General features: G+C 55.8%; 14 protein-coding genes and 1 pseudogene. 11 read left to right on the forward strand and 4 right to left on the reverse strand.

The window, feature by feature from the left end; genetic code table 11:
• The first annotated feature begins 112 nt into the window (after nucleotides 1–112).
• The 3 genes from ABIE64_RS16740 to ABIE64_RS16750 are packed head-to-tail and all read left to right on the forward strand — an operon-like array spanning nucleotide 113 to nucleotide 1434.
• Nucleotides 113–352, forward strand: coding sequence for a hypothetical protein (locus tag ABIE64_RS16740; RefSeq protein ID WP_167332735.1), 240 nt, complete (start codon nucleotides 113–115; stop codon nucleotides 350–352).
• A 6-nt stretch (nucleotides 353–358) separates the two neighbouring features.
• Complete coding sequence (locus tag ABIE64_RS16745) at nucleotides 359–1210, forward strand: OmpA family protein (protein WP_037988132.1); 852 nt, start codon at nucleotides 359–361, stop codon at nucleotides 1208–1210.
• A 26-nt stretch (nucleotides 1211–1236) separates the two neighbouring features.
• The gene (locus tag ABIE64_RS16750; RefSeq protein ID WP_007088905.1) at nucleotides 1237–1434 is read left to right on the forward strand and encodes a YqaE/Pmp3 family membrane protein; all 198 of its coding nucleotides are present in this window, start codon (nucleotides 1237–1239) and stop codon (nucleotides 1432–1434) included.
• Between the two features lie 87 nt (nucleotides 1435–1521).
• On the opposite strand, the gene ABIE64_RS16755 is transcribed toward ABIE64_RS16750, so the two are convergent.
• From ABIE64_RS16755 to htpG, 3 genes are all read right to left on the reverse strand, one after another.
• The gene (locus ABIE64_RS16755) at nucleotides 1522–1752 is read right to left on the reverse strand and encodes a hypothetical protein (protein WP_341363259.1); all 231 of its coding nucleotides are present in this window, start codon (nucleotides 1750–1752) and stop codon (nucleotides 1522–1524) included.
• A 46-nt stretch (nucleotides 1753–1798) separates the two neighbouring features.
• Complete coding sequence (locus tag ABIE64_RS16760; protein ID WP_083379295.1) at nucleotides 1799–3124, reverse strand: deoxyguanosinetriphosphate triphosphohydrolase; 1326 nt, start codon at nucleotides 3122–3124, stop codon at nucleotides 1799–1801.
• A 155-nt stretch (nucleotides 3125–3279) separates the two neighbouring features.
• Nucleotides 3280–5163: a molecular chaperone HtpG gene (htpG, locus tag ABIE64_RS16765; RefSeq protein WP_354378019.1), complete on the reverse strand. Its 1884-nt coding sequence runs from the start codon at nucleotides 5161–5163 to the stop codon at nucleotides 3280–3282.
• A 276-nt stretch (nucleotides 5164–5439) separates the two neighbouring features.
• On the opposite strand from htpG, the gene ABIE64_RS16770 reads away from it, so the two are divergent.
• Entirely contained in the window at nucleotides 5440–5766 is a 327-nt protein-coding gene (locus tag ABIE64_RS16770) for an HPF/RaiA family ribosome-associated protein (RefSeq protein ID WP_007088900.1), read from the forward strand.
• 59 nt (nucleotides 5767–5825) lie between these two features.
• Here the strand turns inward: ABIE64_RS16770 and ABIE64_RS16775 are convergent, their stop codons facing one another.
• Nucleotides 5826–6416 (reverse strand): NADPH-dependent FMN reductase, encoded by a 591-nt coding sequence (locus ABIE64_RS16775; RefSeq protein ID WP_354378020.1) that lies wholly within the window; start codon nucleotides 6414–6416, stop codon nucleotides 5826–5828.
• Nucleotides 6417–6540: 124 nt separating this feature from the next.
• Here ABIE64_RS16775 and soxR point away from each other — a divergent pair, with 124 nt between their 5' ends.
• The 7 genes and pseudogenes from soxR to ABIE64_RS16810 form a co-directional block, all read left to right on the forward strand.
• The gene (gene soxR, locus ABIE64_RS16780) at nucleotides 6541–7032 is read left to right on the forward strand and encodes a redox-sensitive transcriptional activator SoxR (RefSeq protein ID WP_354378021.1); all 492 of its coding nucleotides are present in this window, start codon (nucleotides 6541–6543) and stop codon (nucleotides 7030–7032) included.
• A gap of 130 nt (nucleotides 7033–7162) precedes the next feature.
• Entirely contained in the window at nucleotides 7163–10018 is a 2856-nt protein-coding gene (locus ABIE64_RS16785; protein WP_354378022.1) for a helicase-related protein, read from the forward strand.
• Nucleotides 10019–10093: 75 nt separating this feature from the next.
• Nucleotides 10094–10498: an RNA-binding S4 domain-containing protein gene (locus ABIE64_RS16790; RefSeq protein ID WP_354378023.1), complete on the forward strand. Its 405-nt coding sequence runs from the start codon at nucleotides 10094–10096 to the stop codon at nucleotides 10496–10498.
• A 174-nt stretch (nucleotides 10499–10672) separates the two neighbouring features.
• Nucleotides 10673–12388, forward strand: a complete 1716-nt coding sequence (locus ABIE64_RS16795; protein ID WP_354378024.1) for a peptidase domain-containing ABC transporter — start codon at nucleotides 10673–10675, stop codon at nucleotides 12386–12388.
• Nucleotides 12385–14523 carry a peptidase domain-containing ABC transporter gene (locus ABIE64_RS16800; protein ID WP_037988114.1) on the forward strand — a complete coding sequence of 713 codons (2139 nt, stop codon included), beginning with the start codon at nucleotides 12385–12387 and terminating at the stop codon, nucleotides 14521–14523. The genes ABIE64_RS16795 and ABIE64_RS16800 overlap by 4 nt, the downstream gene beginning before the upstream one ends.
• On the forward strand, nucleotides 14520–15872 hold the full coding sequence (locus ABIE64_RS16805) for an HlyD family type I secretion periplasmic adaptor subunit (RefSeq protein ID WP_071239573.1): 1353 nt from the start codon (nucleotides 14520–14522) through the stop codon (nucleotides 15870–15872). Before ABIE64_RS16800 ends, ABIE64_RS16805 begins: the two co-directional genes overlap by 4 nt.
• A gap of 145 nt (nucleotides 15873–16017) precedes the next feature.
• Nucleotides 16018–23987: pseudogene (locus ABIE64_RS16810) on the forward strand (Ig-like domain-containing protein); the annotation flags it as partial.

Genomic DNA, 23987 nt, shown 5'->3' on the forward strand with positions numbered 1-23987 from the left:
CGCACCGCACAAGGACAATCCGCATATTACTGATGTGAGATTTTCTCTATCTCTCTGCTTTTTTTCATGAATTTGGTTTCCATATATTTTGGGGTATGGAAACATTTCACCGATGGACGGTGTCGTCTTGGGGAATCTTGTTCGGCAATATGAACCGGAAAGATTATTTTCGGGGTCTGGTCACTCTTCCGATCTGGTCATCGACAACGATTTACACCGCCAAACAAAGATCGATGCATTGCATTGGTTACGCGGCGTTTGCCATCAAGCCGGATCAACCGGTTGGTTATGCGCCCTGAAAATAGAATATTGGGATTGGGATCATTATTGTCGTCATCCAGACAAGGAGTGAAGACCGATGAGAGCTAAACTGCTTTTTGCTGTTTCCGCAGCTGCCTTTCTTGCGGCCTGTGCGAACATGGATATTCCGGGCGTTCGCGGGATGACCGATACGGGGTCGGCATTTGATGCAGCCCTTCATCAGGCGTATTCCGACCTTGCGCAAGCCGAATATGACGAAGCGGACTGGGCGGATGCGCGTTACTTCACCAACCGCGCGAAAACGGCGGCGATGGGACAGGATACCGGTCCGCAACCATTGGCAGATCGCAATCTGCCCGAAGAAGGCCTGGCAGAAATAAGTGTTGCACGGGCTGATTTGATGGCGGCCTTTGATGCGGGCGGACGGGACAAGGCACCAGAGGCCGCCGCACGGGCCCAGGCTGCTTTCGATTGCTGGATGCAGGAACTTGAAGAAAACATTCAGCAGGAAGACATCGATAATTGCCGTGCCTCGTTCTATCAGGCACTTGCCCTTGTTCAGGCGGAACTTGATCAAAAGCCGATGGCCGCGGCTGCGCCGATGATGATGCCTGAACCGATGAAAATCTACTTTGCGTTCGACAGTGCCGTTCTTGGTGACAAGGCGATGCCGGTTATTGACGGGATTGTCGAAGCATATGAAAAATACGACCCGAAAATGATCAGTCTTACAGCCTATGCTGACCGGGCCGGTGATCCGATGTATAATGACATCCTTGCCAAATCGCGCGTTGATGCGGTGGTCAAGGCATTGCGTGATCATGGCGTCAGCCCCAGCAGGCTTGCCATCAGCATCAGCGGCGAGGCCAACGTACCGGTTCCGACTGCTGATGGTGTCGCGGAAAAAGGCAACAGGGTTGTTACGGTGAAATTTGAAGACGGCATGTAAGCCGACATAACAAAGAGGATGAATATATGCGGTTACTCATCGCGCTTCTGCTGCCATGGTTGTTGTTCTTTACCATCGGGCGGCCCATTGCAGGTATCATCTGCCTGATCTTGCAGATTACCCTTCTGGGGTGGATTCCGGCAGCAATCTGGGCTGTCTATGCGTTGAGCCAGTACAACACCGACAAAAAAATCAGTCAGGCCATGGGCGGTGGGCAGGGTTAATTCCCCATAGCCCATTCGATGGTGTTGATGATTGGCGGTTGAACCGCATTGCATGTGAAAGGCAGGCTTCCGGGCCTGCCTTTTTTGTTAATGCATGTGGCGACGGACCCCGCCGATAAACCGCGATATTAGTCGTGAAACGGTGAAACGTGTGATGGCAAACGTAACGAAACCGGCAATCCCGGGCCAGTACCATGCCTGTATTTCGGGCCGCGTGCTTTGTTCAACCAACCCATAAACGACGGCCGCCAATCCTGCGCCCGCCATGAAAGCCAGACGCCTGCGATAGCGACCGATGAACGGGGCAAATAACCACATCGCCCCGTTTCCTATGCTTGTGTCCGGCCGTTACGATTGCCGCGCATCAATGCTGCCCGCCGCCGATATCGCGCGCAAGGCGGGCGGCAAAGTCGTCGGTCATGCCCGATATGTAATCAAGGATCGTCAGATACAGGTTGTAAAGCGGTGCGCCGACCGGCATCGAATCATTGCCGATCAGTTCGCGAACCCGTCCGGTACGATAGGAAAGCTCTGCGTCATCCTTGGCCTGATGGATTTCAAGGGCTGTTTTGCAGAAGGTATCAAGCAGCGTTTCAAGGCAGGCAAATGCGCCGACCTCGATCTGGACTTTGCGCCGGTTCAGAATGATCTGCTTTTCTGAAAACTGTTTGGCGGTCGCGATCATTTCGTTGAACGGACCATCGGCACAGGACAGAAGATCACCATCGACTGCCCCGTTCAGCAACTGCTCCTCGCGCAAGACAAAGGCATCGGTCAGGGCATCGAGCAGCCCGGTGATGATCTTGCCGCGCAGGAAGGTCATCTTGCGCCGGATGTTGGTTTCACGGTGATATTCGCTAGGAATATCGCCCGGAATGCAGGGCAATAACAGGTTTTCAAAGACGCTGAAATCCACCAGTTCCAGTTCGACGCCATCTTCGATATCAATCAGGGCATAACAGACATCATCGGCCGCCTCGACCAGATAAACCAGCGGATGGCGGCAAAATGATTGCGCGCCGGTGCGGATCAGGCCGGTGGCATCGGCGACCTCGGTCAGAAGATCCATCTCGCGCTGAAACGCACCGAATTTCATTTTTTCGGGATAAGGACTGCCAATCGCCGACCATGGATATTTTACAAAACTTGCCAGCGTCGCATAGGTCAGGCGCATGCCGCCGTCATAAAGGCCGCTTCGTTTATGGGTCAGTAACCTGAACCCCTGCGCATTACCTTCAAAGGTGGTCAGATCGGCGCGTTCGGCCTCCGACAACGGCGCAAGATATTTGGGATCGGCATCCAGAAACCACTGACGAACAGCATATTCCCCGGCATGGCCGAATGGCGGATTGCCGATGTCATGGGCAAGGGCGGCGGCCTGAACAATGGCGGCCATATGATCGGGTTCAATTCCGTCGGGTAGGTGGCCTTTTTCGGCCAATTGATGGCCGACCATAAGTCCCATGGACCGCGCAACACAGGATACTTCAAGGCTATGGGTCAGGCGAGTATGGACATTGTCGTTTTCAGGCAGCGGATGAACCTGCGTCTTGCGTTGCAGACGCCGGAAAGCCGACGAAAAAATGATCCGGTCGTAATCCTTGTGAAAATCGGATCGACCGAACGCCCCGACACTTGAATGTCGTGTGCCCAGACGCGCGGGTGACAACAGTTTTTGCCAGTTCATCATCGGTCCGAATTTCCCGTATGCCAAAGTCTGTTTGCCTAATGTGGTGGTTATATGCCGGTGTTTGGTAAAGAACCGTTTTAAATTTGCAGAATCTGCAAAAGAAAACGGCGCATCGAATGACGCGCCGCTTTGGTTTTACATCGAACAGGGACGGGTTAGCTGCCCAGACCCTTTTCCATCACCAGATCAAGGCGACGGGCAAAGCTGACCGGGTCGGGCAGGGCTTCGCCTTCAAGGATGCGGGCCTGATCAAGCAACAGCAGGGCGGCGTCATGAAGGATCGGGGTCTTGGCGTCCTTGATGGCAATGTCCGACAGCTTTTTGATCAGGCTATGTTTCGGGTTGATTTCAAGGATGCGCGGGCTGATTTCATCAACACGGTTATGCTGCTTCATCAGGCGTTCCATCCGCAAATCCATGCCGGTTTCATCGGCAATCAGACAGCAGGCCGAACTGGTCAGGCGATCTGATTCACGGACATCCTTGATGCTGGTGCCAAGTGCGATCTTGATCGATGCGATCAGGGCATCAAGGGACGCATCGGACGCGGCATCGTCTTTCTTGTCGTCCTTGGCATCATCCTTGTCATCGGATTTGACGTCGGCAAGGTCCGCACCGCCACGGGTGACCGATTTGAAGTCTTTTTCTTCAAACTGGCCAACAGATGGCAACCAGAATTCATCCACCGGATCGGTCAGCAGCAGAACTTCGATGCCCTTGGCGGCAAAACCTTCAAGCTGCGGGCTGCGTTTGAGCGCATCGACGTCTTCGCCGCTGATATAGTAGATCGCCTTCTGACCATCCTTCATGCGGGTGACATAGTCGGCAAGCGTTGTCCAGCCATCCGAATGCGTGGAACGGAAACGTGCCAGTTTCAGGATGCGGTCGCGGTTGGTGTAGTCTTCATACAGGCCTTCCTTGACGACAGAACCGAAGTTTTCCCAGAAGGTTTCGAAACCTTTCGAGTCTTTATTCGATGCGGTTTCAAGTTCGGACAGGAGTTTTTTGGTCAGGCCGTTTTTGATTTTGGTCAGGACCGGATTGTGTTGCAGCATTTCGCGCGAAATGTTCAGCGGCAGATCCTGGCTGTCGACGACACCGGACACAAACCGCAACCACGGCGGCAGCAGATCATCTGCACCTTCGGTGATGAAGACCTTGCGGACATAAAGTTTCAGATGACCTTTGCGCGCCGGATCATAAAGATCGAACGGGCGCATGGTCGGCAGGAACAGAAGACCGGTATATTCGATCGCACCTTCGGCCTGATAGTGGATGGTTTTCCACGGATCGTCGAAGGCGTGCGAATTGTGTTTGTAGAACTCTTTATACTGCTCGTCGGTAATGTCGGATTTCGGGCGGGTCCAGAGTGCCGATGCCTCGTTCAGCGTTTCGTCATTGCCGTCCGCCTTCATCAGGACAACCGGGATGCCGATATGATCGGAATAGGTTTTGACGATATGACGCAGGCGGTGTTCTTCGGTGAATTCCTTGAAATCATCGGTCAGATGCAGGGTGATCTGGGTGCCGTGGCCTTCCATTTCGGCTTCGGCGATGGTGTATTCGCCCTTGCCGTCCGATGACCATTTCCACGCCTGATCTTCACCGGCCTTTTTCGTGACGACGTCGACCTGACCCGCAACCATGAAGGCGGAATAGAAACCGACGCCGAACTGACCGATCAGGTCAACATCCTTTGTCTTGTCGGATTTCGACAGGGCCTCGACGAATTTCGCGGTGCCTGAATTGGCAATCGTGCCAAGGTTTTCGATCAGGTCGGTTTTGTTCATCCCGATCCCGTTATCGGCAATCGTCAGAACATTACGGACGTTATCGGTCAGAAGACGAACCTTGAATTCTGAATCCCCTGCGAGCAGTTCCGGTTTTGCAATCGCCTCGTAGCGCAGCTTGTCGCAGGCATCCGACGCATTGGAAATGAGCTCGCGCAGGAAGATGTCCTTGTTCGAATAAAGCGAATGGACAACGATATCGAGCAGGCGGCTGACTTCAGCCTCGAACCGCATTTTTTCTTCCGTCATGACCTCTGTGTTCTCCTGTAATTTCAATCCACTATGTGCAATTTGCGCCGTTGGGTCCCGATTTGGCAACCTTCAGGCAGTGCTTGATATGCGTCAACGCATCTTGCAGCGCAAGCCCTGTATCCTAAGTATATAAAAAGACGGTTTCATTACAGGGCACGAGGCTTGCGGAAGTTGTCTTGGGTCCTGTCCTGCCCCGAAACGGCAAACGTTTCGGATAATTGCAAGGTGCAATGCCTTGTGAATGTCTCAGGCTCTATAACAGGAGGCCGCAATATGAAGGTTCCCGTTCAAATCACCTACCGTGATGTTGATCAATCAGATGCGCTGGACGAGCGGATCCGCTTCAAGGTGCAAAAACTGGAAGAAACCTTCGACCGCATGACAAGTTGTCATGTCATCGTGGAAAGACCCCATGCATCCCACGCACAGGGAAACCGCTATGCGGTTCATTTCGGAATTCATGTGCCGGGTAAGGAGATTATGGTGAAGCGCGACAGTGCCGATCATGCCCATGAGGATGTCTATATCGCGCTCAAAAACAGCTATCAGGCCGCGCGCCGTCAACTCAAGGAATATGTCGACCGGATGCGCGCCCACTAGGGTTCCTGTTAACAACAGCGAGTAATTGAAATGACGGGGCGGTCAGTCGACCGCCCCGTTCATGATATCGTGACCTCCGGCATTTCGGCCCGGACTTGTGGATAGCGGCCCTCTCGCAATGTGCGCGCCCACCATTTCAGATCATTGACCATGTGTTTAAGGGCCGCCTCGGACCCGGCTTTGTCGATCGGATAACCATTCGGATCAAACTGGTCCCAGACATTGGCAAAGCTGACAACGTCGCGCATGGTCACGACATGCAATTCGGCAAAAACCAGTCGCAATTGTTCGACCGCCCGCAAACCACCCGACATTCCGCCATAGGACACAAATGCCAATGGCTTTCGGCGCCATTCGGGCTTGGCAGCGTCGATCAGCAATTTCAGTTCGCCGGTAAAGCTGTGATTATATTCGGGGGTGACAACGAGGAAGGCATCGGCTTCGGCAAGAGCGGATTGGAGTTCGGCAACACCGGGATGCGCATTGCCGACGTAACGAGATGGCAGATCGAGCTTCGCCGGATCGATAATATCAACCGACAGATCCGGATCTGTTTTCAGTATTTTGATCGCCCAGTCGGCAACTGTGTCGCAGAACCGGTCTTCACGGGCACTGCCATAGATCAGTGCAAGATTGAAAGTCTCTTTCATGACGTCACTCCTTGATTATTTCGCAGCAAGGAGTAAATCTATAGAACCTTAACAATAGTTGAGGTCAATGATGAATTTCAAGCGCATCAGAACGCCATGAAAAAATAACGGAAAGGGCAGGAAAATGGTGAAACCCGGGCCATTGCACCGCTATCTCAGTGTGGGTGAAGTCGCCAAAAGAAGCGGACTTGCCGTATCAGCGATCCATTTTTACGAGCGTAAGGGGCTGATCGCCTCGATCAGAACGGATGGCAATCAGCGACGCTTTCCGCGCGGTATCCTGCGCCGGGTCGCGATCATCAAGGTCGCACAACGCACCGGCATTCCGTTGGCCGAAATCGCGAATGCGTTATCGGGGCTGCCAATTAACCGGGCCCCGACGACACAGGACTGGGAAAAGCTCTCGTCGCGGTGGCGTGATGATCTTGATGCCCGGATCGAACAATTGACTCTGCTGCGCGATCAATTGGGCAAATGCATCGGGTGTGGTTGCCTTTCGATCAGCGACTGCCCGCTTCGCAACCCGTCGGATGAACTGGCAACGGATGGTCCCGGCGCGCGGTTGCTTGAACTTGATGACGCACAGGATCACGAACCGTCAGATGGAACGTCTTGATCCGTAACGGAATGCATTGGGATACTCTTGCCGATGCGGCAGAATGCTTGACATTGTGCGATGCGGCGTGTTGAAAGGCGCATTGATCTAGGCGCGCGAAATCATCCGCGATGCCTGCTGGAAAAGTTTGATGCAGATTTCAACCCGAACCGGTCCCCGTATCCTTGCCATATTGGGGCCCACCAACACCGGCAAGACCCATCTGGCCATGGAACGGATGTTGGCACATACCTCGGGTATGATCGGTTTTCCGCTGCGGCTTCTGGCGCGCGAAAACTATGACCGCGCGGTGGCCCGTGTTGGCAAGGGTGCGGTGGCCCTGATCACCGGCGAAGAACGCATCCTTCCGAAATCAGCACGCTATTTCCTGTGTACGGTCGAAGCCATGCCGGTCAACAAGCAGGTTGATTTTCTGGCCATCGATGAAATCCAGATGTGTGCCGATCCCGAACGCGGGCACGTATTTACCGACCGGCTTTTGCATGCGCGCGGTATCAGCGAAACCATGTTCATGGGGGCGGAAACCATCCGTCCGGTGATCCGTCAACTGATCGACAATGTCGAATTTGATACGCGCGCACGGTTTTCGACTCTGACCTATAACGGATCGAAAAAGATCCAGCGTCTGCCATCCCAGTCGGCCGTCGTGACATTTTCCGCACAGGAAGTTTACGCCGTTGCCGAATTGGTCCGCCGCCAGAAGGGCGGGGCGGCCGTCGTGCTTGGCGCGCTTAGCCCGCGCACGCGCAATGCCCAGGTCGAGATGTTCCAGAATGGCGAGGTCGAACACCTGATTGCGACCGACGCGATTGGCATGGGGCTTAACCTTGAACTGAACCATGTGGCCTTTGCGGCCCTTCACAAGTTTGACGGTCAGTTCAATCGCGGGCTTTCGGCGGCGGAAACCGCCCAGATCGCCGGGCGCGCCGGACGTCATATGAATGACGGCACCTTTGGGGTGACGGGCAATCTTTCGGGGATTGATCCCGATATTATCGAACAGATCGAAGCCCACGAATTCGAACCGCTTGCCAAAGTCTTCTGGCGCAATGCGCGACTGGATTTCAGAACCGTCGATGCCTTGCAGAAATCGCTGCGCAAGCGGTCGGACAACCCGACGCTTGTTCTGGCGCGCGAACCGGTCGATGAAGTCATGCTGGCGCATTTATCGCAGAACGAAGACGTCGCGCGCATCGCATCGGCCCCGGATCGGGTGCAACTATTGTGGGAAGTCTGCCAGATTCCGGACTTCAGAAATATCCATACCGATGCGCATCCAAGGCTGCTAACATCCATCTATCGCTATCTGGCAAAACCAAATAGTAAACTGCCTGTCGACTGGTTGGGCGAACAAGTCTTGCGCCTGGACCGTTATGATGGTGATATCGATCAGTTGTCATCACGGTTGGCGGGTATTCGCGTCTGGACTTATGTATCGCACAAGCATCACTGGCTCGAAGATGCCAATCATTGGCAGGAACGTACGCGGGCCATTGAGGATAAGCTCTCTGATGTGCTACATGAACGCCTGACCCAAAGGTTCGTTGACAGACGAACTTCGGTTTTATTGAAAAGTCTCAAGGACAAGTCTGAACTCATGTCTACCATCACTGCGAATGGTGAAGTCCAGGTCGAAGGTGAATACGTCGGCCGACTGGAAGGATTCCGTTTCATCGCCGATGAAACCGATGCTGCGTTTGAAGGCAAGGCAATCGCCAGTGCTGCACGTCGTGCACTGACTGGCGAAATTGCGCAGCGTGTCAAACAACTGGAAACCGATGAAGACGACAAATTCGCGGTGAATGGTCAACTGGAAGTCCTGTGGAACGGGGCGGTTGTCGGTGGGTTGAAAAAGGGCGACACCGTCCTCAGCCCTGACGTCCAGGTCATTGACAGCGAGTTTTTTGACGGCCCGACCCGCGAACGCGTACGGACCCGTCTTCAGAATTTCGTCAACGCCCATATCGAAGCGCGCCTGAAAATGCTGACCCGCCTGCGCGATTGTCAGCTTCCCGGTCCGATTCGCGGCCTTCTGTTCCAATTGAACGAAGGCCTTGGTTGTGTGCCGCGTGCCGATCTTGAAAGCCTGATCAAGGATCTTTCGGACGAAGACCGCAAGGCGCTGGCCAAGCTTGGCGTGCGGTTGGGGGTTGAAACGGTTCATGTGCTTGACGCGCTGAAACCCGATCCCGTCGAACTGCGTGGCATCCTTTGGGCGATTTCGCGCGAACTTGATGCGCTCCCGGAACTGCCACCGGCAGGTCGCACATCGGTTCCAAATGATCGCAGCAATTCCAAGGGCTTCTATCTGGCTGCCGGTTACATGCCGGTCGGGCCGCTTGCAGCACGCGTCGATATGCTCGAACGTTTTGCCGCATTGCTGCGCCAGAAGGCGCGCGAAAATGATGGCAAGGTAAAACCCGATCCCGATCTGCTGTCGCTTCTGGGCTGCACGGTCGAGCAGGCCGAAGGCGTGTTTACCGCACTTGGCTGGCGTGCCGAGGTGGTCAAGGTCAGCAAGGCTGAACTTGATGCCAAGGAAGCTGCTAAAAAGGCTGCTGAACCTGTGGCTGTGACCGCAGATGCACCGGAAGCTCCTGCTGAAGCCGTAAATGCCGATGAAGCGGCCAAAGAAGCTCCGGCCGACGCCGTCAGCGAAACGCCCGTCGAAGAAGCTGCCCCGGCAGCCGGTGAAGCCGAAGCCGAGCCGGAATTCGTCGAGGTTAAATATTTTGTCCGTGTCGACCGCCGCAAGCGCGGTGGTGCCGGCAAAGGCCAGCGTGGCGGTCCGCGCCAGGAAGCCCATGGCAAAGGTGCGCCGAAAGGCAAAGGTGGTCAGCGCCCGAACCGTGGCGGCCCGAACAAGGGCGGCGACCGTGGCGGAAAAGGTCAGGGGCGTCCGAACAATGCACCGGCCAAAAACAATCAGATCAACGAGGATTCGCCATTTGCCAAGCTGAAGGAAATGCTGGCGGCAAAGGGCTGATCCCGACCTGTTTTCTGTGATGCGGCGACCCTTTGCGGGGTCGCCGCATTGCGTTTGGGATGGTAAAATCAATCCATGACACTTGATCAGACAGGCAGCAAAGTCCGTATCGATAAATGGCTATGGTATGCGCGGTTCTATAAGACCCGTTCGCTTGCCAGCAAGGCATGCCAGTCGGGCCATATCGTTCTGAACGGTCAGTCCGTCTCCAAAGCCAGCGTTACGGTCGTTGTTGGGGATCGGCTGCAATTCTTTCAGGGCCCGCATCTGCGCGTGATCGAAGTGGTGGCACCTGGCGAACGACGTGGCCCCGCCCCCGAAGCCCAGCAGCTTTACATTGATCACTCGCCACCACGTGTGGCGAAAAAAGAGGTCGCGGCCGATATCCGAACCGCTCCGATTGCTGAACGCGAAGCGGGCAGCGGACGTCCGACCAAGGCCGAAAGGCGGGCAACGGACCGGTTGCGCGGCGATGAATAACTTTTACAGGCTGTAATCTGATCTGACACCAGGTACGGCGCGAACAACATACCGGGTTGTAGAACCTTCAGGATTTTCTTGCCTCCAGCATAGTCATGGGCTATTGATCCTATATCAAGGTATAATACACCTACTTTAGTATGGTTTCGCTTCGACTTGGAGAATGACTGCGTTATGAAACGCAAGCCTGGCCTGCATATCGGCACTTTGTCACATCTGGGGGCAGGCCGTTTTGCCATATTGCTCGCAGCATTTGTGATCAACCTGCTGTCGCTGGCACTGCCGGTGACCCTGTTGCAGGTCTATGACCGTGTGCTGCCCCATAATGCCATCCCGACTTTGACCTTGCTTATACTCGGGGTTTTTGGCGCGTTGGTGCTTGAAGCGGCTTTGCGCCTTGGTCGGGCCTACATATCGTCGCTGTCGGCGGCAAAGTTCGAACATAAAAGTTCGCAGGCTGCTGTCGGTCATTTGTTGGCGACCAGTCTTTCCGATTACGAAAAAACCGCACCTGGCCTGCATCTTCAGCGGCTGAACAGTCTGAATGTCCTGCGTGACTTTTATGCCGGGCAGGCAATCGGGGCGGTGATCGATCTGCCGTTCATTATCCTGTTCCTTGGTTTGATCGCCATTATCGGTGGCAAGCTTGTGCTGGTACCGCTGGGCATTCTGTTTGCCTTCATGCTGACCGCGATGATCCTGGGGCGGCGGTTGCGTCGCGCGCTTGATGAACGCAGTCAGGCCGACGAGCGGCGCTATAATTTCATTATCGAAACCCTGACCGGCATTCACACCATCAAGGCGATGGCGATGGAAAACCTGATGATCCGTCGCCATGATCAACTGCAAATCCAGTGTTCCGAGGATGACCTTGTCGCCGCGCGTTGCGCCCATGCCGCGATCAATTCAAGTGCCAGCTTTTCGATGATCACGATGATCCTTGTTGCTGGTGTCGGCAGTCTTCTGGTTATCAATGCCGATCTGACAGTGGGCGGGCTTGCCGCCTGCACGATGCTGGCCGGGCGATCAATCCAGCCGCTGCAACGTGCCATGGGTCTTTGGACCCAGTTTCAAAGCATTCGGGTTGCGCGTGATCGGTGCCGCGAACTTTTCCGTCTGCCGCCCGAAGATGCCGACGATGCTGCTGAAATGCCGCCGCTTGAAGGGCGTATCGAGCTTGACGATGTCAGTTTTTCGCACGCGGGCGGGGACACAGTTTTTGAAAATCTGACGCTTGCGATACAGCCCGGTGAATCTGTTGCAATCACCGGTGAAAATGGCACCGGTAAAACCACCTTGCTGTGGCTTCTGATGGGGGCGTTACGCCCTGATCGCGGTTCGGTGCGGCTCGATGGTCGTGATCCCGGTAAATATGCATCGGAATCGATCCGCCGCCAGATTGCCTATCTGCCGCAACATGGTGTGATGTTCAAGGGAACGATCCTTGAAAACATCACATCCTTCCGCAAGGAAATCGGCACGGATCGTGTCGTGGAAATCTCGCGGCGTCTGGGGCTTGATGAAATCGTCATGCGCATGCCCGACGGTTACGATACCGAAGTGGGCGGGCAGGCATCCGAAACCCTGCCGCGCGGCGTAAAGCAGCGTATCGCGATTGCGCGTGCCCTGATCGACTATCCGCGCATCGTGCTGTTTGACGAAGCCAACAGTTCGCTTGATATCGCGGGTGACAACATTCTTGCCGGTCTTCTGATTGAACTTCGCAAACATTGTACGCTGGTGATGGTATCGCACCGACCGTCACTGATCGCCCTTGCCGACAGACAATATCGCCTGATGGAAAAACGTCTGGTGCCGGTCCTGCGGCGCAGCGGCACCCAGCCGGTGATCGAGGCAGAAGAAGTCGCACGCGCAGGAGGCCGGTCATGAATATCGAAAACATGGACTTCGCGCTGAATTACCGCATGGGCCTTGCCAGCAATGACGCCCAGTCGGATTTTGATGCCTGCCTGTGGCCTTTGTTGCAGGCGCTTGGCTGGCGTGGGCTGCCCCGTCAGGTCGCAGAAGCATTGCCGCATATGGACGAGGCCCTTGATCTGACCGATTTTCGCAATGTACTGGCGAACCTGAATTACCGGTCGCGCGAAATCGATACCACATTTGATCGGATTGATGATCGGTTGATGCCCTGTCTGTTCGTGCCCGATAACGGCACCGCACTTGTGGTGATCAAGCCGGAAAATGCTGGCATCCGGGTGTTTGATGGCGGCACCAGCCGCGAAATGGTGATCAAGCCCGGCAATCTTCCGGGGCGGTTGTTCCAGTTTACCCAGGCCGGGCGTCACGAACGGTTTTTTGAAGAGGACAAACGCGGCTGGTTTGGCGGAATAACCGACCGGTTTTCCGCCCTTGGTGGACAGCTTTTGCTGATTACCCTGATGCTGAACCTGATGGCGCTGGCCAGCCCGATTTTCGTAATGGGGATCTATGACCGGGTCATTGGAACGCGGTCGATCCCCATGTTGATCCAGTTCGGGATCGGCATGGGGATTGTCCTGATCCTTGACTGGGTCCTGCGCAATCTGCGCAGCCAGATGGTCAGCCATTTTGGGGCGCGCCTTGATACACTTGTCAGCAGTGCCATTTTCGAACGGCTCCTGTCCCTGCCACCCGCCTTTACCGAACGTGCCCCGGTCGGGGTTCAGATTTCGCGGATTCGCGATTTTGAAAGCGTCCGCGAATTCTTTAGCGGACCAATGGCGCTTGTCATTCTGGAAATGCCCTTCCTGCCGATCTTCCTGATTGTTCTGGCGATTCTCGGGGGGTGGCTTGCGCTTATTCCGATTGGGCTGATCGTTGTTTTTGTCCTGATCGGGCTGGTGTCTTTTCCGGTGGTGTCACGACGGGTTTCGGAACTTGGCCGCAATGGGGCGAACCGGCAGGAATTTCTGGTCGAGACGGTCGGCAAGATGCAGGCGTTGAAATATACAGGCACAGAACATCGCTGGCTGTCGCGTTTCCGCGATATTTCGGCCGATACGGCTTATGCCGGGTTCCGGGTGGCAATGATCAATAATCTGATCAACACATCGGCACAGATTCTGATGGTCTCATCCGGGGCGCTTATCCTTGCCTTTGGCGCGGTTCAGGTCATGGCGGGTTCAATGACCGTCGGCGCACTTGTGGCATCGATGATGCTGGCATGGCGTGTACTTGGCCCGATCAATCAGGCGTTTGTCGGTATGCCGCGGCTGGCACAGCTTCGCGGGTCTGTCCGGCAGATAAACCGTCTGATGACGCTGGCACCGGAACGTGATCTGGTGCCGCGCACGGTTGGCCAACGCCGTTTCGAGGGCAATGTCACCTTCTCGCGTGTCAGCTTCCGATATACGCCGGACTCCGATCCGGCTCTGGTCGGGGTGAATTTCGATATCAAGGCCGGACAGGTGGTTGCGGTTGTCGGATCGAACGGGGCGGGCAAGTCATCGCTGATCAAATTGATCGCCGGGATGTATCAGCCACAGGCCGGTGCTGTTCTGATCGACGGCGCGGACATCCGCCAGATGGATCCGCAAACCTTGCGTCAGTCCATTTCCTATGTGCCGCAGGATGTTGAATTTTTCCGTGGATCAATTGCGCAAAACCTGCGCCTTGCCAATCCGATCGCATCACCCGATGAATTGCGGATGGCCTGTATGTCGGCGGGTATTCTTTCGGAAATCGAAGCCCTGCCCGACGGTTTTGAAACACGGATCGGCGATCAGCATTCCTCGCGCTTTTCGACAAGCTTCCTGCAACGCCTGGCACTTGCGCGTGCCTTTGTCCGCGAAGCACCGATCATCCTGTTTGACGAGCCGACCAATGGTCTGGATCAAAAAGCGGATCGGGCATTCCAGCATGCGATCAACCGTCTGCGCGGCGGATCGACGATTTTCCTGATTACCCATCGGCCAAGCCATCTTGATCTGGCCGACCGCATCATTGTTCTTGAAGCAGGTCAGGTGCGCGCCGATGCGCCGCCAGCACGCATCAAGCAGCAGGTGCTTGACGGAGGTTTCCTATGAGCGAAGCAGTTCAGAACACCGCAATTGAACGGTTCCGCCAGTCGCGCCGTATGGCACGCTATCTGTCACATGCCGTCTTGCTCGAAGAAGGCGGGATTTCGGTCTTTGTCCGTTCGGCAATGGTGATGCTTTCGGTTGGCTTTATCGCGCTGATCGCGTGGGCGGCAACCACCCAGATCAAGGAAACGGCAACCACCTTCGGGCAGGTCATGCCGACCGGGGCGGTTAACAAGATCCAGCATCTTGAAGGTGGCATCATTTCCGAAATCATGGTGCGGGATGGTGACTTGGTCGAAAAAGACCAGGTTCTGATGCGGTTGAAACCCGAAGCATCGCAGGCCGAACTGTCGCAGGCCGAAACCAGACAGGCCAGCCTGCGTCTTGAAGCCGAACGTTATCGCGCACTTGCCGAATCGCGCGATCCCGACTTCACCCAACTGATGGACCAGTATCCGGAACTGGCAAAAAACCAGCAGGAAATCTATCGGATCAAAACCGACCTTGATAGCAGCCAGCGCGAAATCCTTGACGTTCAGATCAAGGAACGCAACGCCGAACTGGCCCAGCTCCAGCAGCAGGAAGGGACTTTGCGCCGCTCTGTCGAGCTGCTTAACCAAGAAGTGACGATGCGCCGCTCGCTGTATGAACAGGGGCTGAACTCCAAGGTCCTGTTCCTCAATATCCAGCGTGAATTGAACGAAGCGCAGGGCAATCTTTCAAGTGTCATTGCGGAAATGGCGCGTGCGCGCGAAACCATCGCCGAAGCCAATCTGCGCCAGAACGAACTTCGAAACAGCCAGCGCGAGGAAGCGCTAAGTGAACTGGGGCGGCTTGGCGGTGAAATTGCCCAGGCCGATGAAGCGCTGCGCAAGCTTAAGGACCGCGTCGCGCGACTTGAAATCCGCGCCCCGTCCAAGGGCTATATCAAAGGGCTGCAATTTACCACGATCGGCGGGGTGATTGCCCCTGCACAGGTGGTCATGGAGCTGGTTCCGACCGATGATGCACTGGTCGCGGAAACCCGGATTTCGACCGAGGATATCGGTCATGTCCATCTTGGACAGCCGGTGACTGTTAAAGTCAGCGCATTTGACTATATACGATATGGTAGTATCAGTGGTGAATTGGTATCGATATCGGCCTCTACTTTTGTTGATGAAGATGGACGACCGTATTATAAAGGACGGGTGGCACTTGATTCCGACCGGGTCGGTGAGGGTGCCCGCGCTCAGCCGATTATCCCTGGCATGACGGTTCAGGCCGACATCCAGACGGGTGAAAGGACATTGCTGCAATATCTGCTCAAGCCGGTTTATGTCTCGCTTGATCAGGCATTTAGCGAACGCTGAGTTTTCATAATGGTCCCGCTGGAAATGTTCATTTCATTTCTACTGCCTGGCCGCACGTTTCTCTGGTAAAACAGAGAATTCTATACTTTTGTATAGAAATGCGGATCAGGGATTCCCGTCCCGCATTTCTCGGAGAATGGGCTAGATGGCGGACGATCCTCGCGACGCAGAAGACACTCGCAACGAACTGGGCGGAAACCGGGCAGATACCGGTACCGGCGGTGATGATCTTATGCGTGATGATCGCAGTGGCGATGACCCGGACGAGCATGTCGAACTGCATGGTGATCAGAATGGTGATGGTGGCATTCCCAACGAACAGTTGGGCAGTGTTCATTATGGCAATCAGGTCAATAATCCGCAGGGCGAAGACCAACGCCAGTTCCGCCAGCGCAACGCGGGCGATCAACGGGCCGAGGAAACAACCCAGGCCGACGCCACGGAAAAGCAGATAAAGGCCGAGGCCGAGCGGGTCGAGCTTGAAAACAATATCGATACGGTTGGCGAGGGCGCTGAAACTGCTGGTGGCAGCTCAGGAAACGACCCGGTTTCCCTGCGGTCAAACGATGCAGGTGGTGCTGATAACCCGCAACCGGTTTCAACACCCGATACGACCATTGTGCCTGGCGCCCGCGAAGGCGGTGGTGGCCGCTCCGGTCAAAATATTGAAACTGATTTTGCGCCCCGGTCCGCACCGGCATCAGAGGCTGCTGTTGCGGCGGCTGATGTCAGTGCGACGGCTTCCGCCGAACTGGACGAGGTTCTGGAACTCGACACCCGGAACGAGGTGCCAAAAGTCGCCGACGCACCAAGCCTTTCTGCCACGGATGTTAGCGGTGACGAAGACAGTGCGATCTCGCTTGATGTCTCTGCCGCTCTTCGTGACCTTGATGGCGGGAACGAAACCCTCTCAATCACGATTTCCGGCGTGCCGGATGGGGCGGTTTTATCGGCCGGCACGGATAACGGCGATGGCACATGGTCACTGACACCAGGCCAGCTTGCGGGCCTGACGATCACGCCCGCTGAGAACTACAACGGCAGCTTCGATCTTTCGGTGACCGCGACCAGCACCGAGGCCAATGGCAGCACATCATCGACAAGCACAAGCTTCACGGTCGATGTCGAAGCCGTTGCCGATGGTGCAACGCTTGATGTCCGCGATGCCGCCGGTGCCGAAGACAGTGCGATTGCACTCTCGATTGATACCGAGCTGCTTGATGCGAACGAGGGCATCTCGATCACCATCTCAGGCGTGCCCGATGGCGCAACCCTGTCCGCCGGAACCGACAATGGTGACGGCACCTGGACCCTCGACGTCGCCGATCTCGACGGCTTGACAATCACACCGGGCGAAAATTTCAGCGGCAGCTTCGACGTGACCGTATCTGTCTCGACAACTGACGGCACCGATAGCGCAGTCGTTGTCGAAGAGATTAAGGTTGATGTTGCGGGGCTCGCAGACGCGCCGACATTGGATGTGTCGGATGCGAACGGGTCCGAAGACAATGCGATTGCACTCGACATTGACGCGGGTCTGACGGACAGCAGCGAAGTTCTAACCGTTACGATCAGTGGCGTGCCAGAAGGTGCGACCTTGTCTGCGGGTGCTGATAATGGTGATGGCAGTTGGACTCTAAGTCCCGATCAGCTTGCAGGCCTGACGATCACGCCAGCGGATGATTTCAGCGGATCGTTTGATCTGACCGTCACCGCGCAGTCTGCGGATGGCAACGATGTTGCGACCACAACGGGCCGGATTACGGTTGATGTTGCCGGTGTTGCCGATGCTCCGACGCTGGATGTCTCTAACGCCAGTGGTTCGGAAGATTCTGCGATTGCACTCGACATTGATGCAGGCCTGACGGACAGCTCCGAAGTTCTCACCGTTACGATTAGTGGCGTGCCAGAAGGTGCGACCTTGTCTGCGGGTACTGATAATGGTGATGGCACTTGGACTCTGAGTCCCGATCAGCTTGCAGGCCTGACGATCACGCCAGCGGATGATTTCAGCGGGTCGTTTGATCTGACAGTCACCGCGCAATCTGCGGATGGCAGCGACATTGCGACAGCGACGGATACGATTACGGTTGATGTTGCCGGTGTCGCCGATACGCCGACGCTGGAGATCTCCGTCGCCAGTGGTTTGGAAGATTCGGCTATTGCGCTCGATATTGACGCGGGTCTGACGGATTCCAGCGAAGTGCTGACGGTGACCATCTCTGGTGTCCCGGAAGGGGCAACTTTGTCCGCGGGCACCGATAACGGTGATGGCAGCTGGACGCTATCTGCTGCCGACCTGAACGGTCTGACGATTACACCAGCAGATGATTTTAGCGGATCGTTTGATCTGACGGTGACGGCGCAGTCGGCTGATGGTGACGATGTTGCGACGAGCAGCGGCACGATCACTGTTGATGTTGCCGGTGTGGCAGATACGCCGACATTGGAAGTTTCTTATGCCAGTGGTTCAGAAGATTCGGCGATTACGCTCGACATTGACGCAGGCCTGACGGACAGCTCCGAAGTTCTAACCGTTACGATCAGTGGCGTGCCAGAAGGTGCCGCCTTGTCGGCTGGCACGGACAACGGTGACGGGACTTGGACCTTGTCGGCGGCTGACCTGAACGGTCTGACGATCACACCAGCGGATGATTTCAGCGGATCGTTTGATTTGACGGTGACGGCGCAGTCGGCTGATGGTGACGATGTTGCGACGAGCAGCGGCACGATCACTGTTGATGTTGCCGGTGTGGCAGATACGCCGACATTGGACGTTTCTGATGCCAGTGGTTCGGAAGATTCTGCGATTGCACTCGACATTGATGCAGGCCTGACGGACAGCGGTGAAGTTCTAACCGTTACGATCAGTGGTGTGCCAGAAGGTGCGACCTTATCTGCCGGTACCGATAACGGTGATGGCAGCTGGACTCTAAGTCCCGATCAGCTTGCAGGCCTGACGATCACGCCAGCGGATGACTTCAGCGGGTCGTTTGATCTGACAGTCACCGCTCAATCTGCGGATGGCAGCGACATTGCGACAGCGACGGATACGATTACGGTTGATGTTGCCGGTGTCGCCGATACGCCGACGCTGGATGTCTCTGACACCAGTGGTTCAGAAGATTCTGCCATTTCGCTTGATATTGACGCGGGTCTGACGGATTCCAGCGAAGTGCTGACGGTGACCATCTCTGGTGTCCCGGAAGGGGCAACTTTGTCCGCGGGCACCGATAACGGTGACGGCACCTGGACTCTTGGTTCCGATCAGCTTGCAGGCCTGACGATCACGCCAGCAGATGATTTCTCCGGCAGCTTCGAGCTTGGTGTGACCGCAACGTCGGCAGATGGTTCTGATGTAGCAACCACGACCGGTTCAATCACGGTTGATGTTGCCGGTGTCGCCGATGCACCGACGCTGGAAGTATCGGATGCTTCGGGTTACGAAGACCGGCCAATTGCGCTTGATCTTGACGCTGTCCTGACAGACGCCAGTGAAGTTCTCTCTGTCACCATCTCCGGTTTTCCGGATGGCGCAAGGCTCTCTGCCGGTACGAACAATGGTGACGGCAGCTGGACGCTGAGCCCGGATCAACTTGATGGCCTCAGAGTCAGGCCGCCATATAACTATAGTGGCGCGTTTGAGCTTGATGTAACGGCCCAGTCTGTGGACGGGTCGGATATTGCCACGACAAGCGGCTCAATCACGGTTGATGTCGAAGGCGTCGCAGACCGACCGACGCTTGATGTGTCGGATGCGCAGGGTCTTGAGGATACAGCGATTGCGCTCGATATTGATGCCGCGCTGACAGATTCCAGCGAGGTGTTGAGCGTCACCGTAAGCGGTGTGCCCGATGGTTCGGAACTGTCTGCCGGGATCGACAATGGTGATGGCACATGGACGTTGGATGCCGATGAGCTTGCAGGGCTGACGATCACACCACCGGAAAACTTCAGTGGCGCGTTTGATCTTAAGGTGGTCGCACGATCCACAGATGGCGATTCTGTTGCATCAACATCCGATCCGGTGCGTCTTCTGACGCGCAGCGGCAACAGCACAATTACCGTTGAGGTGACCGGTGTCGCGGATGCTCCGACACTCGAAGTAAGTGATGCGTCTGGCAACGAGGACAATGTTATTGCCCTCGACATTGATGCCGGTCTGACGGATTCCAGCGAAACTCTGACGGTCACGATCTCTGGTGTTCCGAATGGTGCAACCCTGTCTGCGGGCACCGACAATGGTGATGGCACCTGGACGCTGGGCTCTGATCAGCTTGATGGTTTGACGATCACCCCGGCGGATGACTTCAGCGGTTCGTTTGATCTGGGTGTGACGGCGACCTCTGCCGATGGTTCAGACGTTGCGACCACGACGGGTTCGATTACGGTTGATGTTGCCGGTGTTGCCGATGCTCCGACATTGGACGTTTCTGATGCCAGCGGCAACGAAGACAGTGCCATTGCTTTGAATATTGACGCTGGTTTGGCTGATTCCACTGAAACGCTGACAATTACGATTAGCGGGGTCCCAGAAGGTGCGACGCTGTCGGTAGGTACTGACAACGGTGACGGTACATGGACACTGACAAGTGATGAACTGGAAGGTATCAGCGTTACACCGCCGTCTGATTTCAGCGGTAGTTTTGACCTTGAAATTACTGCAAGTACGCAGGATGGCACCGATATCGCATCGGTTACAGATACCGTTATGGTGGACGTGGCCGGTGTGGCCGACGCGCCGACGCTTGATGTCAGTGACGCGTCTGGCAACGAGGACAATGGTATCGCCCTCGACATCGACGCCGCTCTTGCTGACAGCTCGGAGACTCTCACTGTCACCATTAGGGGCGTTCCGAATGGCGCGATCCTGTCGGCAGGGACCGATAATGGCGACGGGACCTGGACGCTGGGTTCGGATCAGCTTGACGGTCTGACGATCACGCCTGCGGATGACTTCAGTGGTTCGTTTGATCTTGATGTGACGGCGTCCTCTGCCGATGGTTCAGATGTTGCAACCACGACCGGCAGCATCACTGTTGATGTCGCTGGTGTTGCGGATGCACCGACGCTGGAAGTGTCCGACGCCTCTGGCGACGAAGACAGTGCGATTGCACTTGATATTGACGCAGGCCTGACGGACAGCTCAGAAGTACTGACAGTGACCATCTCCGGTGTTCCGGATGGGGCAACCCTGTCTGCGGGCGCCGATAACGGAGATGGCACCTGGACGTTGACCCCTGCACAGCTTGAAGCTCTTACGATCACACCATCGGAAAACTATTGGGGCAACTTTGAGCTGACCATTACGGCCACATCGGTTGATGATGAGGACAGTGCAAGCATCTCACAGGTGCTGCAGGTCGAAGTGATTGACGATCCGAATGAGAGCGTGATTGGTACGGCCGGTTCTGATGAAATCACGACCGCTGAGGGTAATGATTATGTCGAAGGCCTGAGCGGCAACGATATTATCAATTCCGGTGCAGGTAATGATACCAACTATGGCGGCAGCGGCGATGACATTATTGATGCAGGCGAGGGTAATGATATCGTCTATGGCGGCAGCGGCCATGACATCATTGATGCCGGTCAGGGTAATGATACCGTCCATGGCGGCAGCGGACGTGACACGATCAGCGGCGGCGAGGGTGAGGATTATATCAATGCCGGTGGCTCGGATGACATTGTAACTGGCGGTGCCGGAGACGACACGATCTACGGTGGCAACGGTCGTGACACGATTTCGGGCGGCGACGGCAGTGATTACATCAATGCCGGAAATTCTGATGACATCGTGAATGGCGGTGCAGGTAACGACACCGTTATTGGCGGCGGCGGCAAGGATACCCTGGACGGTGGAGACGGCACGGATACGCTTTATGGCGGTAGTTCCAACGACACGCTGACAGGGTCGGGCGATGACAGGCTTTATGGCGAGGCCGGAAATGACGAGATCAATTACACCGTCGATCTGAGCGCAGAGGGAACCGGCATTGTCGATGGCGGTTCAAACACCGATACATTGAAGCTTTATCTGAATTCGGATCAGCTTTCAGGCGAGGGTGTTCTTGAAGCATTGCAGGACCTCAAAGCCCATGTCGAAAGCGGTGAGGGCGGCAGCCTGATGCTTGACGCACTCGGGGTCGAGGTCCGCAATATCGAGAATCTCGAAATTTATGTCGATGGTGCGTCCTATAACCCGGCGGCAGAGGCTCCGGCACTGGATGTCGCTGATGCCACGGGTGCCGAGGATGGCGGCGCGATTGCCCTTGATATTGATGCGTCGCTTGGCGACGCAACCGAAATCCTGAGCATCACCATTTCTGGTGTGCCCGAAGGTGCCACCCTGTCTGCCGGAACCGATAACGGAGACGGTAGTTGGACGCTGGAGGCCGCAGATCTTGAAGGTTTGACGATTACACCGGCCGATGATTACAGCGGTACATTCGATCTTACCGTTACGGCAACTTCAAGTGCTGGCGATGACAGTGCATCGACCAGCCAGGTCATCACTGTTGATGTCAGTGCAGTTGCAGATACACCGACTTTGACCGTCTCGGATGCATCGGGCAGCGAAGACAGCGCGATTGATCTGGATGTCGATGCGGGGCTGACAGATACCAGCGAAACGATGACCATCACCATCAGCGGTGTTCCCGATGGGGCCAGCCTGTCGGCTGGGACCAATAACGGTGATGGCAGCTGGACATTGAGCGCGAGTGATCTTGAAGGTCTGAGCATCACCCCGAGCGGTGATTACAGCGGCAGCTTTGATCTGACCGTCACGGTAACATCGCAGGACGGCAACGACACGGCATCGATCAGCGATACCATTACGGTTGCTGTCGCCGGTGTCGCGGACAAGCCAGCACTGGATGTATCAAATGTATCCGGCACCGAAGACAGTGCCATTGCGCTCGATATCGATGCCGGCCTGACAGATGCATCTGAACTCCTGACCGTCACGATCAGTGGCGTTCCGGAAGGTGCCGCCTTGTCGGCAGGTACGGATAACGGCGATGGCAGCTGGACCTTGTCGGCGGCCGACCTGAACGGCCTGACGATCACACCAGCGGATGACTTCAGTGGATCGTTTGATCTGGCGGTCACCGCGCAATCTGCGGATGGCAGCGACATTGCGACCACAACAGGCAGCATTACGGTTGATGTTGCCGGTGTTGCCGATGCTCCGACGCTGGATGTCTCCGACGCCAGTGGTTCAGAAGATTCGGCCATTACGCTCGATATTGACGCAGGCCTGACGGACAGCTCCGAAGTTCTCACCGTTACGATTAGTGGCGTGCCAGAAGGTGCGACGTTGTCTGCCGGAACCAATAATGGTGATGGCAGCTGGACGCTGTCGGCGGCTGACCTGAACGGTCTGACGATCACACCAGCGGATGATTTTAGCGGATCGTTTGACCTGACAGTCACCGTTCAATCTGCGGATGGCAGCGACATTGCGACAGCGACGGATACGATTACGGTTGATGTTGCCGGTGTCGCCGATACGCCGACGTTGGATGTCTCTGACACCAGTGGTTCAGAAGATTCGGCGATTACGCTCGACATTGACGCAGGCCTGACGGACAGCGGTGAAGTTCTAACCGTTACGATCAGTGGCGTGCCAGAAGGTGCTGCCTTGTCGGCTGGCACGGACAACGGTGACGGGACCTGGACCTTGTCGGCGGCTGACCTGAACGGTCTGACGATCACGCCTGCGAATGACTTCAGTGGTTCGTTTGATTTGACGGTGACGGCGCAGTCGGCTGATGGTGACGATGTTGCGACGAGCAGCGGCACGATCACTGTTGATGTTGCCGGTGTGGCAGATACGCCGACATTGGACGTTTCTGATGCCAGTGGTTCGGAAGATTCTGCGATTGCACTCGACATTGATGCAGGCCTGACGGATTCCAGCGAAGTGCTGACGGTGACCATCTCCGGTGTTCCGGAAGGTGCAACCTTGTCCGCCGGAACCAACAACGGCGATGGCAGTTGGACATTATCTGCTGCCGACCTGAACGGTCTGACGATCACGCCTGCGAATGACTTCAGTGGTTCGTTTGATTTGACGGTGACGGCGCAGTCGGCTGATGGTGACGATGTTGC

The sequence above is a fragment of the Thalassospira sp. MBR-102 genome (assembly GCF_040549275.1).
Lineage (GTDB): Bacteria > Pseudomonadota > Alphaproteobacteria > Rhodospirillales > Thalassospiraceae > Thalassospira > Thalassospira xiamenensis.